Annotated in this window: 10 protein-coding genes and 1 pseudogene; 4 read left to right on the top strand and 7 right to left on the bottom strand. The window is 60.7% G+C overall.

The features are described from left to right. Window positions 1-39: 39 nt before the first annotated feature. The gene (locus CKW19_RS18170; protein WP_095059090.1) at window positions 40-948 is read left to right on the top strand and encodes a LysR substrate-binding domain-containing protein; all 909 of its coding nucleotides are present in this window, start codon (window positions 40-42) and stop codon (window positions 946-948) included. Window positions 949-1,165: 217 nt separating this feature from the next. Here the strand turns inward: CKW19_RS18170 and CKW19_RS18165 are convergent, their stop codons facing one another. The 7 genes and pseudogenes from CKW19_RS18165 to CKW19_RS18135 form a co-directional block, all read right to left on the bottom strand. Continuing rightward, a complete protein-coding gene (locus tag CKW19_RS18165; protein WP_095059089.1) occupies window positions 1,166-4,390 on the bottom strand; it encodes a transporter substrate-binding domain-containing protein in 3,225 nt (1,074 codons plus the stop codon). After that, complete coding sequence (locus CKW19_RS18160) at window positions 4,391-5,017, bottom strand: response regulator transcription factor (protein WP_095059088.1); 627 nt, start codon at window positions 5,015-5,017, stop codon at window positions 4,391-4,393. It lies immediately after the preceding gene. A 99-nt stretch (window positions 5,018-5,116) separates the two neighbouring features. Continuing rightward, entirely contained in the window at window positions 5,117-5,530 is a 414-nt protein-coding gene (locus CKW19_RS18155) for a response regulator (protein ID WP_095059087.1), read from the bottom strand. A 94-nt stretch (window positions 5,531-5,624) separates the two neighbouring features. Next, window positions 5,625-5,891 (bottom strand): annotated as a pseudogene (locus CKW19_RS18150) (MgtC/SapB family protein); the annotation flags it as partial. Between the two features lie 186 nt (window positions 5,892-6,077). Continuing rightward, window positions 6,078-8,780 carry a magnesium-translocating P-type ATPase gene (gene mgtA / locus CKW19_RS18145; RefSeq protein WP_095059086.1) on the bottom strand — a complete coding sequence of 901 codons (2,703 nt, stop codon included), beginning with the start codon at window positions 8,778-8,780 and terminating at the stop codon, window positions 6,078-6,080. Between the two features lie 571 nt (window positions 8,781-9,351). Continuing rightward, a complete protein-coding gene (locus tag CKW19_RS18140; RefSeq protein WP_095059085.1) occupies window positions 9,352-10,689 on the bottom strand; it encodes a lysine N(6)-hydroxylase/L-ornithine N(5)-oxygenase family protein in 1,338 nt (445 codons plus the stop codon). A 144-nt stretch (window positions 10,690-10,833) separates the two neighbouring features. Continuing rightward, window positions 10,834-11,316 carry a sigma-70 family RNA polymerase sigma factor gene (locus tag CKW19_RS18135; protein ID WP_095059084.1) on the bottom strand — a complete coding sequence of 161 codons (483 nt, stop codon included), beginning with the start codon at window positions 11,314-11,316 and terminating at the stop codon, window positions 10,834-10,836. 297 nt (window positions 11,317-11,613) lie between these two features. Between CKW19_RS18135 and CKW19_RS18130 the strand changes: the two genes are divergently transcribed. From CKW19_RS18130 to CKW19_RS18120, 3 genes are read left to right on the top strand one after another with little or no spacing between them, the layout of a single operon-like run. After that, window positions 11,614-12,786, top strand: coding sequence for an efflux RND transporter periplasmic adaptor subunit (locus tag CKW19_RS18130; protein WP_095059083.1), 1,173 nt, complete (start codon window positions 11,614-11,616; stop codon window positions 12,784-12,786). Next, window positions 12,787-14,760, top strand: coding sequence for a MacB family efflux pump subunit (locus CKW19_RS18125; RefSeq protein WP_095059082.1), 1,974 nt, complete (start codon window positions 12,787-12,789; stop codon window positions 14,758-14,760). It abuts the gene before it with no gap. Window positions 14,761-14,782: 22 nt separating this feature from the next. Continuing rightward, window positions 14,783-16,177, top strand: a complete 1,395-nt coding sequence (locus tag CKW19_RS18120) for an efflux transporter outer membrane subunit (RefSeq protein WP_095059136.1) — start codon at window positions 14,783-14,785, stop codon at window positions 16,175-16,177. Window positions 16,178-16,217: the final 40 nt, after the last annotated feature.

Below are 16,217 nucleotides of genomic sequence, written 5' to 3'. Positions count from 1 at the left end.
GACTGCAAAAATCAGCTTTAGCGTTCTATCAGAGGAACGATGATGGAAGACCTCAACACCCTCTACTACTTCACCCAAGTGGTGGAACATCACGGTTTCGCGGCGGCCGGTCGGGCACTGGACATGCCCAAATCCAAGCTCAGCCGGCGCATCGCCGAACTCGAAGAGCGCCTCGGCGTGCGCCTGCTGCATCGCACCAGTCGTCATTGCTCGCTGACCGAAATCGGCCAGGCCTATTACCAGCGCTGCCTGGCCATGCGCGTGGAAGCGGAAAGCGCCGCCGAACTGATCGAACGCAACCGCTCCGAGCCCCAGGGCCTGGTGCGCGTCAGTTGCCCGACGGCGCTGCTCAACTCCTGGGTCGGGCCGATGCTGACCCGCTATCTGCTCAAGTACCCGTTGGTGGAGTTGTTCATCGAGAGCACCAATCGCCGGGTCGACCTGATTCACGAAGGCTTCGATCTGGCGCTGCGGGTGCGCTTCCCACCGCTGGAAAACACCGACATGGTGATGAAGGTCCTGGGCAACAGCACCCAAAGCGTCGTCGGCAGTCCGGCGTTCGCCGAGCGCCTGTCGACCCCACCGTCGCCAGCCGACCTCAGTGGTTTGCCGAGCCTGCACTGGGGCGCGGCGCAACGTGAATATCAGTGGGAATTGTTCGGTGCCGATGGCAGCACGGCGCTGATCCGGCATGCGCCGAGGATGGTCACCGATGACCTGTTGGCCTTGCGCCATGCGGCCATCGCCGGTATCGGCGTGGTGCACCTGCCGAACGTGGTGGTGCGCGATGAGATCGCCGCCGGGCGACTGGTGGAACTGGTGCCGGGCTGGGCGCCAAAAACCGGTATCATCCATGCGATCTTCCCGTCGCGACGGGGGTTGCTGCCGTCGGTGCGCACGTTGATCGATTTTCTCGGGGATGAATTCAGCCGCAGTGATATTGCATGAGGGCAGCTGCAAGCTTTGAGCTGACCGAGTCGCCACCATCGCTGGCAAGCCAGCTCCCACAGGTATTTCGGTTATACGCCAATGTCGAGTACATCCAATAACCCTGTGGGAGCAACTGTCTTCACCATGCCACTCGTCAGCGCCATTCAGTACCGTCCCGTAGCATGGCATTCAGTCTGACCAGCCCCAAAGGTATCGCGCCCGTTTTGGACTGAGTTCAATCCTGCTGAAGCCGCCGGTCGAGCCGGGTCATGGCGTGTTGCAACTGATCGACGGCCTCGTCGATCAGTGGCGCCTGATTGTCATTGAGTGCACGTTCCAGTTGCTCGCAGCACTCCACCAGAGCGAGCGCCCGGACCATCAGCGCACCGCCCTTGATCCGGTGCGCCAGCTCGCGCAAAGCGATGCGATTACCGCTGGTATGCAGGGCGAGCAGATGAACACGATCCTCGCGGTTGGTCAGTTCCAGGTCGTGCAGCAATTGATCCATGAGTTCACAGTCCGTATCGACAAAGCGATCCAGCCCACTCAAATCGAATACCTCCGGGTCGTCGGTCTGATTCGACGGTGCGCTGGAAAACTGCTGGGCCAACCATGCCTGCAGATCCATCAAGCGGATAGGTTTGAACAGGCAATCGTCCATGCCCGCCTCCTGGCAGCGGACCTTTTCCTCCCTTTGCGCATTGGCGGTAAACCCGAGGATCAGCGTCGGCGGCAAGCCCTGTCTGCGCTCTTCGTCGCGTATCGCACCTGCCAGTTCGTAACCGCTGAGCGCTGGCATGTTGCAGTCGGTAATCACCAGGTCGAACTGATGCTCAAGCCATAGTTCCAGCCCCTGCGCGCCATCTTCCGCCAACATCACGTGGTGCCCCAAATAGCTCAGCTGCCGTGAAAGCAACAAGCGATTGGCTGGATAATCGTCCACCACCAAAATCGTCAATGAGCCCGTCCAGAGCAGAGTTTCCCCTTGGGACAGCTCACTGGCGGGCAGTGTTGGCAAGGTCATCAAATCGAGACTGATGTGCACCTGAGTCCCGTAACCCAGAGCGCTGTCGAGCTGCAATCGCCCGCCCATCATCTCGCACAGGGTTCGGCTGATTACCAGCCCCAGACCGGAACCCTGCCGGACCGACTGCTGGTGGTTGCCCGCCTGCACGAACGGACTGAACAGGCGTTGCTGGTCGAAAGCACTGATACCGACACCGCTGTCGGCAATGCGCACGCTGACGGCCAGATGCGCCGAGGGTCTTGGCTCTACCCGCAAGGTCAGGCTCACCCCGCCTTCATCGGTGAACTTGATCGCGTTGCTCAACAGATTGGACAGCACCTGTTTGAGGCGGGTGGGATCGAGCATCACATCGCAGTCACTTTGCTCGTCGAGTTCGACCCGCCACTGCAGGTTTTTCTGCAACGCCAACCCTTCAAAAACCCGACAGACCGATGCCACCAGTTCACGCAAATTGACCCGTTCCGGTGTCAGCGACAATTGTCCGGATTCGACCCGGGCGATGTCCAGAATGTCGCCGATCAGGGCCAGCAGCTGCTGCCCCGCCTGGGACGCCACCTCGATGGCGGAACGATCCGTCACGCCTTTATCCGCTTGTTTCAGTGCCAGTTCGAGCATACCGATCAGCGCATTCATCGGGGTGCGGATTTCATGGCTCATGGTCGCCAGAAACGTGGTCTTGGCACGATTGGCATCGTCGGCAGCCTCCTTGGCCTCCTGTAATTGACTGAGCAATAGCTGACGCTGACGAATTTGCCGACGCTGCCAAAAAATCCCCACGAACGCGAGCAGGAGCATGACTCCCGCCACAGCAAACGCCTGAAAAATCGCCTGCCGATGACGCAGCCAATAGCTCTGCTCCACCATCGAGTCATAGCGCCAGGGATGGGTCAGTTCGTCGATTTCATCGGGGGGGATGCTTAACAGCGCCTTGTCCAGGATCGAGTGCAGCTCAGTCGCGTCCCGGCTGGTCGCCAACGTGCTGCGCGCGGGGTCGGTGCCCACCGTACTGGTCACCTGCAGACGATCACGAAACTGACGGGCAATCAGGTAACGCGCACTGATCAACGAATTGAGGCCGCCCTGTGCTTCACCTTGGGCGACCATCTCCATGGCATCAATCGTCAGGGGCGCGTCCACCAGCCGGATCAGAGGAAAGTGCTGGCGAATGAACTCACCGGAAATGTTGCCCTGGGTCAGCGCCAGCTCTTTTCCGGCCATGTCGTCCAGCGTCCTGGGGCTGTCCGGTGCCACCCGGGTCACCAGCACCGACGGGCTGTTCAGGAACGAGCGGGTAAACCGCAACTGACCTTCACGCTGGGAACTCAGGCCAATGCCCGCCAGCACATCGACCTGGCCATCCTGGATACCCGCCAACATGTCCGCCACGGACTTCATGCCCTGCAGATCGAATTGCAGCCCGGTGCGCTGGCTGATTTTCGTCAGCACATCAATCACGATCCCGCGAAACTGGCCTTCGCTATCGATGAATGAAATCGGTGGGATGTTGACATTGATCGCCACTTTCACACGCGGGTGTCGATCGAGCCAACGCTGCTCTGCCACGCTCAATTGCAGCGACTGATTACCCGGAATGGACGCTCCGTTCGCCCCCCAGCGGCGCAGGATATTCATTTGTTCATTGGTCGTGACCACCGCCAGCGCCTTGTTGACGATGTGCAACAACTGCGGGTTTTCGCGGCCCATCGCGAATGCAAAACGACCGGACTCCATCGGCGAAAAATCTGCCAGCTGTACATTGCCCAGATAGTTTTTGCTGATCAGGTAATGGGCACTGATGGCATCCCCCAGATAGACATCAGCCTGACCGAACGCCACCGCGCCCATGGCGGCCAGTGTCGATGGGAAGAGTTCCAGCTGCGCGCTGGAATAGAACTGCTGCACGCTGTATTGGGGCAAGTAGTGATAAAGCGTCACCAGCCGTTTGCCGGCCAGCGTCGGGTCCAGAGCCTCGGTTGAGTCTGTGCGGGTGACCAGTACCGGTTGATCGACCGCGTAAGCGCTGGACATCTGCAACTGCGGGTCTTCGGCTTCAAAACGATTGGCCGTTCCCAGCAGGTCAGCCTGCCCTTCCTTGATGGCCTGTACCGCTTCGGCTCGCGACGGGTAGCGTTGAACCTCGATCCTGACGCCCAGCAATTGCTCGAGCAGACCGGCGTAATCGGCGGTGATGCCCTCGAACACCTTGCCAGCGGTATTGAACTCGAAGGGTGGATAGTCCGGGGTAGAGACCGCCAGCACCAATCGTCCCTTTTGCTGCAACCAGCGTGATTCAGTGTCCGTCAGTTTGACGGAAACACCTTCGAGGCTGGAGCGTCCCAGCAGCGCCAGCGAATGCGGTTGCGCCCAGGCAGCCGATGACCACAGCAGAAGGCTCGCCAACACCATGACAGACAGTCGTCGGAATGCGTTCATTCAGATCAGGCCATTGCGCAAGGCAAAGTCCCTCAAATGCACCAGCGACTTCACGTTGATCTTTTCAATCAACCGCGTCTTGTAAGTGCTGACGGTCTTGAAACTCAGGTGCATGATCTCGGCGATTTGCTTGTTGCTCAAGCCTTTTGCCAGATATTGCAGAATGGTCAATTCACGGTTGGAAAGCAGGTCAATCAACTCTTTCTCACTGCGCTGCAACGCCCCCATCGAAACGAGACTCGATGATAGCTGGACGAAGCAGGTGTAACCGGCCAGCACGGTGTTGATCGCGGCTTTCAGATCATCCAGGTCCTTGCTCTTGGGGACAAATGCCGCCGCCCCGGCACGCATGCAACGTTCCTGATAAAACCGGGCATCAAGCGAAGTGAAAACCACCACTCGAGAATGAGTCTTTTCGGCCTTGATTCGGTCTAGTACATCCAGCCCGTCCACGCCAGGCAGGCTCAAATCCAGCAGCACGATATCCGGTCGATGCTCACGTAGCTTCGACATGACCTCATCGCCACGGGTTGCTTCATGGATCTGCTTGAACCCCAGCTCCCTGAGTACGAGTTTGATCATGGAGCAAACCACCGGATGGTCTTCCACAACCAGTGCTGATTTCATGAAAACTCCCTGTGCAAAAACACCACGACCGAAAAAATGACGGGCCGCGTAAAGACGCAACGGCTGCGCTGAAACTCTTGCATGAAAAGTTGGAAGGAACTACCTGACAGAAATGACAGTTCCGACGAATGGTCGACGCGGGTCGACTGTGGCCATCAACTGCGCGATGGACGCCAGGTCCGGCAGTACAGCATGGCTGACATTGACGTTGTGCCGGACATTGCCCGCCATCGGCGGCAACTGCGCCTGCCGACCATCGAAGATAAACGCGTGACGGGCCTGTGGGTTGTCGACAAAGAAGTCGAACAGATTCAACCGGCCATTGGCCAAGGCTCCATTGACAACCACCAGATCGAAGGGCTCGGTGCTGTACTCCATCAAGCTCAGCAGCTCTTCGACGCCTTGCACCGGAGCCACCCGAAAATAACCCAGCTGGTTAAACAGCCGCTCGATCCTCATACGGTGAAAGTGCTGCGTATCGGCAATCAGGATACGTAACGATTTACTCGGCAACGTGGCCTCCCTCGGTATGTCGGATTCATGAGGCCGCACAGGCTACGGAAGCAACAAGGATCAATCTGTAGGACTTTTCCCAAATGCATCCGGGTCAATCCGACGCTTGACCTAGTCGCGTCACCAGTGCATCGAGTTCATCACCATCGACCGAGGTCGTCGCCAGCGTCGCTTCGATTTCGATTTCGTCCGTGCCGAAGGCATGCACATCCACATCACTGGCCGGATAGTTGCTGCGCTCCAGTTCGGCCTCGAGCATTGCCAGCACGGCTTTCTGCTGGGGCCGCCGGGCGATGACGTAAATGATGTTGGTGACCTCCGCCGAAATCACATCCAGGGGCTGACGGTTGATGTTGTTGATGGCTTGCATGATGAAGCTCCTTGAAAAAAACACGATCCCCTTGTGGCGAGGGGGCTTGCCCCCGTACGACTGCGCAGCAGTCGCAAAGCCTGCCTACTTGATCTATCTGATCGTTCGCGTCGCTTTGTTTTGGGGCTGCTTCGCAGCCCAACGGGGGCAAGCCCCCTCGCCACAATGCTCGCGGTGTTACTGCCAGCCAAACCGGCGAATGTAGAACCCCTTCACCGCCTGGGTCAGCGCCATGTACGCCAGCAGAATCACCGGCAGAAACACGAAGTACAGCGACGGCAACGCCTGCAATTTGAAGTAATGGGCCAGCGGTCCCATCGGCAGGAAAATCCCCACAGCCATGATCAGTCCGGTCATCACCAGCAACGGCATGGCGGCGCGGCTTTGCAGGAACGGGATTTTCGGCGTGCGGATCATGTGCACGATCAGCGTCTGGGTCAGCAGCCCGACCACGAACCAGCCGGACTGGAACAGGGTCTGGTGATCCGGGGTGTTGGCATCAAACACGTACCACATCAAGGCGAACGTGGTGATGTCGAAGATTGAACTGATCGGCCCGAAAAACAGCATGAAGCGTCCGACGTCCCCCGGCTGCCAGCGCTGTGGTTGCTTGAGCATTTCCTCATCGACGTTATCGAACGGAATGGCGATCTGCGAAATGTCGTAGAGCAGGTTCTGCACCAGCAGGTGCATCGGCAACATCGGCAGGAACGGGATGAACGCACTGGCCACCAGCACCGAGAACACGTTACCGAAGTTCGAACTGGCGGTCATCTTGATGTACTTGAGCATGTTGGCGAAGGTCCGGCGCCCTTCCAGCACGCCCTCCTCCAGCACCATCAGGCTCTTTTCCAGCAGGATGATGTCGGCCGCTTCCTTGGCGATGTCCACGGCGCTGTCCACCGAAATACCGATGTCGGCGGTGCGCAGGGCCGGGGCATCGTTGATGCCGTCACCCATGAAACCGACCACATGGCCGTTGCCCTTGAGCAGGCGGACGATGCGTTCCTTGTGGGACGGCGTCAGTTTGGCGAAGACGTTGGTGGTCTCCACCGCTTGCGCCAACTCGGCATCGCTCATGCGCTCGACGTCGTTGCCCATCAGCAGGCCTTGCTGTTCCAGGCCGACTTCGCGGCAGATCTTCGCCGTCACCAGTTCGTTGTCGCCGGTCAGCACTTTCACCGCCACGCCATGGGCGGCCAGGGCCTTGAGGGCGGGCGCGGTGCTTTCTTTCGGCGGATCGAGAAACGCCACGTATCCAATCAGCGTCAGTGCCTGTTCATCGGCCAGGCTGTAGGTGTCGCGCCCTTCGACCATTGGCCGCGCCGCAACCGCCACCACCCGCAGACCTTCAGCATTGAACGCGGCCGTGACCTGACGGATGCGCGCCAGCAGTTCTTCGGTCAAGGCTTCATCGTCTTCGCCGTGACGCACCCGCGAGCAGACCGCCAGCACCTCTTCCACCGCGCCCTTGCAGATCAGCAGGTGCGGTTGATCACGCTCGGCGACCACCACCGACATGCGCCGGCGGGTGAAATCGAACGGGATTTCGTCGACCTTGCGAAACGCCGTGCCGACTTTCAGTTCACGGTGGATCTCGACGTGTTCGAGCACCGCCACATCCAGCAGGTTTTTCAGCCCAGTCTGGTAGTAGCTGTTGAGGTAAGCCATTTCCAGCACGTCATCGGAGTCGTTACCCCAGACGTCGACGTTGCGCGCCAGGAAGATTTTGTCCTGGGTCAGAGTGCCGGTCTTGTCGGTGCATAGCACATCCATGGCGCCGAAGTTCTGGATGGCGTCGAGGCGCTTGACGATGACTTTTTTGCGCGACAGGAACACCGCACCCTTGGCCAGGGTCGAGGTGACGATCATCGGCAGCATTTCCGGGGTCAGGCCCACGGCGATCGACAGCGCGAACAGCAGCGCTTCGGTCCAGTCGCCCTTGGTGAAACCGTTGATGAACAACACCAGCGGCGCCATCACGAACATGAAGCGGATCAATAGCCAGCTGACTTTGTTGACTCCGGTCTGGAACGACGTCGGCGCCCGGTCGGTGGCGCCGACGCGCTGGGCCAAGGCGCCGAAATAGGTGCTGTTGCCGGTGGTGAGAATCACCGCCATGGCCGTGCCGGAGACCACGTTGGTGCCCATGAACAGGATGTTGTCCAGGTCCAGGGGGTTGAGCGTATCGCGGTCCTGCTGGCGGGGAAATTTTTCCACCGGCATCGATTCGCCGGTCATGGCCGCCTGGCTGACGAACAGGTCCTTGGCGCTGAGCACCCGGCAATCGGCGGGAATCATGTCACCGGCCGACAGCACGATCAGGTCACCCGGCACCAGTTGTCTGATCGGCAGTTCGATACGCTGCGCGCCACGGTCTTCAAGGTCGCGGCGCATCACCGTGGCGGTGTTGCTGACCATCGCCTTTAGGGCATCGGCGGCTTGGTTGGATTTGGTTTCCTGCCAGAAACGCAACAGGGTCGATAGCACCACCATGGAGAAAATCACGACGGCGCCTTTCATGTCTTCGGTCAGCCAGGAGATGACCGCCAGCAATGTGAGCAGCAAGTTGAACGGATTTTTGTAGCAGTGCCACAGGTGCGTCCACCACGGCAGCGGCTGTTCGTGCTCGACTTCGTTGAGGCCGAATTGCTCGCGCAGGGCATCGGCTTCGAATTCGCTCAAGCCGTCGGTGTGACTACCCAGGGTATTGGTGTCGCTGCCGGCAGCGGCCACCAGGGTTTGCGCCAGGGTGGGCGGGACTTCACGGCTGACCGTGGTGTCGGTGAAGGTTTCCAGCAACGCCAGACGGCGGAAGTGCCGGGCGATGTGGCGGTTACGCAGGAAGCCTGCGAAGAGTTCCTTGAGGGTAAGTTTCATGGCTGGTGCCCCTTTGGTCAGCCGGGAAACCGTCGAGCAGGCAGGTCCACGCCGCTGTCGCCGGAACAACCGGCAAAGCAAGGCCTGGCGCGCCGGTCACGAATGACAGGCGTGTCGATAGAGCGGCGGCCACGACAAAAAGTCGAAACCACGCACTGTTCAGCGTCGATGAGAGGGACGTCGGGACATGGCCGGGACTGGCCATGATCGGGATGCCGCTGCTCGCTTGTCGGCGAGACAACGGCACAGGAGACTGCGCGTTATCTTGCCGAGAAAATGCCGGTTACCGAGACCGGCCGACAACTGTCACTCGAACAAGTACCCACTGTGGGTCTCCGTAATGGATGAAAACGCGCGAAGCTTACGCCCCGATGTTTGCAGCGTAAACCCGTTAACAGATCGGGTTGGGGGAATCGCGGGATTCTTCAGGAAGGGTTCAGGATTCGACATTTTTGCCGTTGTTGAGGGCCCTATCGCCGGCAAGCCGGCTCCTACAGGGATATGCATTGCGACGTAAACCTACTGTAGGAGCCGGCTTGCTGGCGATAGGGCCTCGTGGCCGCTACACATTTCAGCTGGCAGTAGCCAACAACAAATCCACCACTGAGCGACTGTGCCCGCGATGCTTGCCGTGCTCATACAACGAACCGGCGATCTCGTCGGCGCGGATCGGCAAGATCGACAACAAGGTGTCGCTCAGCCCGTGACTGGCCTGGCAGAAACCCTGCATGTAGAGCCCGGCCTTGCAGCGCTCGTCCGTGATCAGCTTGTAGTTGCGATCAACCTCGAAATCACCCAGATAGGCTTCCAGCGGCGCCAGCAGTTTGCGGTGCATCTGCCGCTCGTAACCGGTGGCCAACACCACCGCGTCGTAATGACGGACCGAAACTTCACCCGTGGCATTGTTGCGCAACACCAATTCGATACCCCGTTCATTGGCCGTGGCTTTCTCGATCGTGGTCAAGGTGTGGAACGCATGGCGGGCGATGCCCGAGACTTTCTGCCGGTAGAAGATGCCGTAGATGCGCTCGATCAGGTCAATATCCACCACCGAATAGTTGGTGTTGTGGTACTCATTCACCAGCCGCTCGCGTTCACTGTCCGGTTGCTGGAACACCAGGTCGGTGAACTCCGGCGAAAACACTTCGTTGACGAAGGGGCTGTCGTCGGCCGGTTTCAGTGCCGAGCCGCGCAGGATCATGTCCACCTGCACCGACGGGAAGCTGTCGTTCAAATCGATGAAGGCTTCCGCCGCGCTCTGCCCGCCACCGATGATTGCAATGCTCATCGGCCGGTTGTCCACGCACGGTTGCTTGGCCATTTGCGCCAGGTACTGGGAATGATGGAACACCCGGCCGTCATCCTTGAGCCCCTTGAACACCTCGGGAATGCGTGGCGTGCCACCGGCGCTGACCACCACCGAACGGGTGGTGCGCACATGTTGATGACCTAGGGCATCGCGGGAAATCACCCGCAGCGCCTCGACCTGCTGGTTGTGCAGCACCGGCTCGATGGTCAGCACTTCTTCGCCGTAACGGCTTTGCGCGGTGAACTGCCCGGCGACCCAGCGCAGGTAGTCGTTGTACTCCATGCGGCACGGATAGAAGGTGCCCAGGTTGATGAAGTCCACCAGGCGCCCGTGAGCCTTGAGGTAATTGACGAAGGAGTAAGGGCTGGTCGGGTTGCGCAAGGTCACGAGGTCCTTGAGGAAGGAAATCTGCAACTCGCTCTGGGCCACCAACGTGTTGCCGTGCCAGCGGTAATCAGCCTGCTTGTCGAGAAACAGCACATCCAGTTCGCCCTGCCTTGCCCCGCGCTCTTGCAGCGCGATGGCCAGTGCCAGGTTCGAAGGGCCGAAACCGACGCCGATCAGGTCGTGAACGATGGGCGATGCAATTGCCTGTGTCATTTCCAGTGTCCTCTGGATAAACCCCTCAACAATGGGGCATTGAACCTAAGTGACCTGACCGGCCAAGGGCAGCACAACAGGTCGTCTGTTGAGTAGGAACGAGGACACTGAAACAAAATTTAACGTGTTGGTGAATCCGTCAGCTCAATGGCCATCCCACTGTCGCATTCGTGTACGGCAATGCTTCATGGCGTTAACAATGTGCTTTTCGACCAGCGCACGGGAAATGCCAAGCTGTTCGGCAATCTCCGGATGGGACAGGCCTTCGATCTTGCGCAGCAGGAAACTTTCGCGGCACAACCGTGGTAATTCGGCCAAGGCACGCTGGAGCATTTCCAGGCGCTGGCCGTGATCGAGGGCAGTATGCGGTGACGGCGTGAAGTAGCGTTCTTCGGTATCGAGCACGTCCAGCGGCTCGATCTGACGCAAGGCATTGCGCCGATGATCGTCGATGACCAGGTTGAGTGCGGTGCGATACAGGAATGCCCGTGGTTGCTCGATCGGCGCGTCGCTGGTGCGCTCCAGCACCCGCAGATAGGCGTCATGCACCACATCTTCGGCGACCTGGCGGTTGCCGAGCCTGGCGTTCAGGAAACACACCAGCTCCCGATAGTAGTTTTCCAACATGACTCCCGTCCGCACGGGTGCGGTTTCTGTCCTTGAGCCCTTTGCGTGACCGTTAAAATAAACAGTGGCACGGTAGTGGCAATTCGAATCGCGTAATTTATAGTAATTCTCATATAGATTTAAAGTACTGAGTCAAATCGTGCGGTAAATAGTTGTATTCCCTGCTCGCGCCCATAGGGAATTGTGTCGCCGGCTAAATTGGCCGGTGCTTTGATCGTTTACAAGGACAGCTCCCCGTCTCCGCCCGGTCTCCCCGCTGCTGAACGACGGACCTACTTCCCAAGGCCGGAACCCTGCATGAAACGCCCTCGACAGACCCGACGTGCCCTGCTTGCCGCACTTTTTCTGATTCCCGCCATTGCCGTCGCCGCCTGGCAGTTCATTCCGCCGGGCCGAGACCAGTTCGCCACCGTGCAGGTCAGCCGCGCCGACATTGAAAGCAGTGTCACCGCGCTGGGAACTCTGCAACCGCGTCGTTATGTCGATGTCGGCGCCCAGGCGTCCGGGCAGATCCACAAGATCCACGTGGAAGTCGGTGACGTGGTCAAGGAAGGCCAGTTGCTGGTGGAGATCGATCCGTCTACGCAACAGGCCAAACTCGACGCGGGGCGTTTCTCCGTCGAAAACCTCAAGGCACAGTTGCAGGAACAACGGGCACAACACGATCTCGCCCGGCAGAAATTCCAGCGCCAGCAGAACCTCGCCGCTGGCGGCGCCACCCGTGAAGAAGACGTGCAGACCGCCCAGGCCGAACTGCGCGCCACGCAAGCACGGGTCGACATGTTCCAGGCGCAGATCCGCCAGGCCGAAGCCAGCCTGCGCAGCGATCAGGCCGAACTCGGCTACACGCGGATTTACGCACCGATGGCCGGCACCGTGGTGGCGCTGGACGCCCGGGAAGGCCAGACCCTCAACGCCCAGCAACAGACACCGCTGATTCTGCGCATCGCCAAACTGTCGCCGATGACGGTGTGGGCCGAGGTGTCGGAGGCCGACATCGGCCACGTCAAACCCGGCATGCACGCCTGGTTCACCACCCTCAGCGGCGGCACCCGGCGCTGGACCAGCACCGTGAGGCAAATCCTGCCGGTACCGCCCAAGCCGCTGGACCAGACCAGCCAGGGCGGCGGCAGCCCGGTCAGCACCAGCAAAAGCGGGAGCGCCCGTGTGGTGCTTTACACCGTGTTACTGGACGTCGACAACGCCGACAACGCGCTGATGGCGGAAATGACCACCCAGGTGTTTTTTGTCGCTGATCAGGCAAAAAACGTACTCACCGCGCCTGTCGCCGCCCTGCAAACCGGCACCCAGGCCAACCTGCAAACCGCCCAGGTCGTGGCCAAGAACGGCAGCATCGAGCAGCGCGATGTGCGCACCGGCATCAGCGATCGCTTGCGCGTGCAGATCCTCGACGGCTTGCAGGAAGGCGATCACCTGTTGATCGGCCCTGTCGATGGGAGTGGCGGCTGAATGCAGACGCCCCTGATCGACCTTTCGGACATCCGCAAAGTCTACGGTGGCGGCGACGCGCCTGAAGTTCACGTGTTGCGCGGCATCGACCTGTCGATCCATGCCGGTGAATTCGTGGCCATCGTCGGCGCGTCCGGTTCCGGCAAGTCGACGCTGATGAACATCCTCGGCTGCCTCGACCGCCCGACCTCGGGCGAATACCGTTTTGCCGGAGAAAACGTTGCCGCCCTGGACAGCGATGAGCTGGCCTGGCTGCGTCGCGAAGCCTTCGGGTTCGTGTTCCAGGGCTACCACCTGATCCCGTCCGGTTCGGCCCAGGAAAATGTCGAGATGCCGGCGATCTACGCAGGCTTGCCGGCCGCCGAACGCCATGCCCGCGCCGCTGCCCTGCTCGACCGTCTCGGGCTGGCTTCGCGCACCGGCAACCGTCCGCATCAGTTATCCGGCGGGCAACAACAGCGTGTGTCGATTGCCCGTGCGTTGATGAACGGCGGCCACATCATCCTCGCCGACGAACCCACTGGCGCCCTCGACAGTCACAGCGGCGCCGAGGTCATGGCGCTGCTCGATGAACTCGCCAGCCAGGGCCACGTGGTCATCCTGATCACCCACGACCGCGAAGTCGCGGCCCGGGCCAAGCGCATCATCGAAATTCGCGACGGTGAGATCATCAGCGACAGCGCCCGGGACAATCCCGCCGCGCAACACTCGGCCAACCCCGGCGCCCTGCAAGCCGTGGATTTGCGCAAACGCCTGAGCGAAGGTGCCGAAGCCACCGGTGCCTGGAAAGGCGAACTGGTGGATGCGGTGCAAGCGGCGTGGCGGGTGATGTGGATCAACAAGTTCCGCACCGCACTGACGCTGCTCGGCATCATCATCGGCGTGGCCTCGGTGGTGGTGATGCTCGCCGTCGGCGAAGGCAGCAAGCGCCAGGTGATGGCACAGATGGGCGCGTTTGGCTCCAACATCATTTACCTCAGCGGCTCGGCGCCCAATCCGCGCACGCCACCGGGGATCGTCACCCTCGACGACGTCGCGGCCATCGCCAGCCTGCCGCAGGTGATGCGAATCATGCCGGTCAACGGCCAGGAAGCCGGGGTGCGTTTCGGCAACCTCGATCACTTGAGCTACGTCGGCGGCAACGACACCAACTTCCCGGCGATCTTCAACTGGCCTGTGGTGGAAGGCAGCTACTTCACCCATGCCGATGAACAGAACGCCGCCGCCGTCGCAGTGATCGGCCACAAGGTGCGCACCAAGTTGCTCAAGGACGTGGCCAACCCGATTGGCCAATACATCCTGATCGAAAACGTGCCATTCCAGGTGGTCGGCGTGCTCGCGGAAAAAGGCGCCAGCTCCGGCGACTCCGACAGCGACGACCGCATCGCCATCCCCTACTCCGCTGCGAGCGTGCGACTGTTCGGCACGCACAATCCCGAATACATCGCCATCGCCGCCGCCGATGCGCGCAAGGTCAAGGAGGCGGAACAGGCCATCGAACAGCTGATGCTGCGCCTGCACAACGGCAAGAAGGATTTCGAACTGACCAACAATGCGGCAATGATCCAGGCCGAGGCACATACGCAAAACACCCTGTCGCTGATGCTCGGTTCGATTGCCGCGATTTCGTTGCTGGTGGGCGGCATCGGCGTGATGAACATCATGCTTATGACCGTGCGCGAGCGCACCCGCGAGATCGGTATCCGCATGGCCACCGGCGCCCGGCAGCGGGACATCCTGCGCCAGTTCCTCACCGAAGCGGTGATGCTCTCGGTGGTGGGCGGACTCACCGGGATCGCCCTGGCGCTGATCGTCGGCGGCGCGCTGATTCTCAGTGAAGTCGCCGTCGCGTTTTCCTTGATAGCGGTGTTGGGCGCCTTCGGCTGCGCCCTGGTCACCGGTGTTGTCTTCGGCTTCATGCCGGCCCGCAAAGCTGCCCGACTCGACCCGGTCACGGCCCTTACCAGTGAATGATCTTTCCATGAAGCCGCTCTCGATCAAGCCGTCCCTCAGCCTGTTGACCGCGTGCCTGTTGCTCAGCGCCTGTGGCAGCCCAGCCCAACGCCCGGACAGCGGCATCCAGCCGCCCGCCGCCTGGCAATCGCCACACACGGCGGTTGCCGCTTACGACAACCAGCAATGGTGGAACCGCTTCGGCAGCCCGCAACTGGGACGCCTGATCGAACAGGCACGGCTTGGCAGTTACGACCTCGCCGCCGCTATCGCCCGGGTGCGCCAGGCGCGGGCCGACACGGTGATTGCCGGTGGCTCGCAACTGCCCGAGGTCAAGGCGGCGGTGAATGCCAATCGCGAGAAACTGCTGCGCGGCGATGGCTACAGCCAACTCGATGCCGATGACAGCAACAAGGCCGTGGATTACTTCGACGCCAGCCTCACGGCCAGTTATGAAATCGACTTTTGGGGCGGCCAGCGCGCCTCCCGGGACAGTGCGCAATTAGGCCTCAAAGCCAGCGAGTTCGATCAGGCAACGGTCGAATTGACGTTGCTCAGCGGTGTCGCCAACGGCTACGCGCAAGCCCTGTCGCTACAGGAACAAAGCCGCATCGCCGAGCTGAACCTGGCCAACGCCCAAAGCGTGTTGAAGCTGGTGCAGACCCGCTTCGACTCCGGCTCCGCCACAGCGCTGGAACTGGCGCAGCAAAAAAGCCTGGTGGCCGCGCAGCAACGGCAATTGCCGCTGGCGCAGCAACAGGCGCAGGACGCGCGAATCAGCCTCGCCCTGCTCCTTGGGCGCCCGGTTCAGGCGTTGTCATTGGATCAGGAACACTTTGATCAACTGACCTGGCCGGCCATCAATGCGGGCGTGCCCAGCCAGTTGCTCAGCCGTCGTCCCGACATCGCCCGGGCCGAAGCGCAACTGGCTGCCGCACAAGCCGATGTCAGCATCGCCCGCGCCGCGATGCTGCCGACCGTGACCCTGAGCGCCGAAATCGGCTCCGGCTCCGACAGTGCCAGCGACATTCTGCGCAGTCCGTTCTACAACCTGTCTGCCGGATTGCTCGCGCCGATTTTCAACAACGGCCGCCTCGGCGCCCAGCGCGACAAGGCCACGGCCCGGCAGGAGGAACTGCTGGAGATTTACCGTGGCGCGATCATCAACGGCTTCGCCGACGTCGAGAAAGCCCTCAACAGCATTCGCGGGCTCGACGAGCAGCGTCAGTGGCAGAGTGAAGAACTGAGCCAGGCGCAGACAGCGTTCAACATTGCGCAGAGTCGTTATCAGGCCGGCGCCGAGGATTTGCTGATCGTGCTGGAGACGCAACGCACATTGTATGCAGCGCAGGATTTGAATGTGCAACTGCGGCTGTCGCGGATGCAGGCGAGCATTGCGTTGTACAAGGCGTTAGGTGGCGGGTGGCAGACTCTATAGCTTTATTGCCTGACAGGACGCCATCGCGGGCAAGCCCGCT

Origin of the sequence: Pseudomonas sp. Irchel s3f7, assembly GCF_900187615.1 — a bacterium.
Classification (GTDB): domain Bacteria; phylum Pseudomonadota; class Gammaproteobacteria; order Pseudomonadales; family Pseudomonadaceae; genus Aquipseudomonas.
The sequence above is the reverse complement of the archived record's forward strand: the minus strand, read 5'-3'. Positions and strand labels throughout refer to the sequence as shown.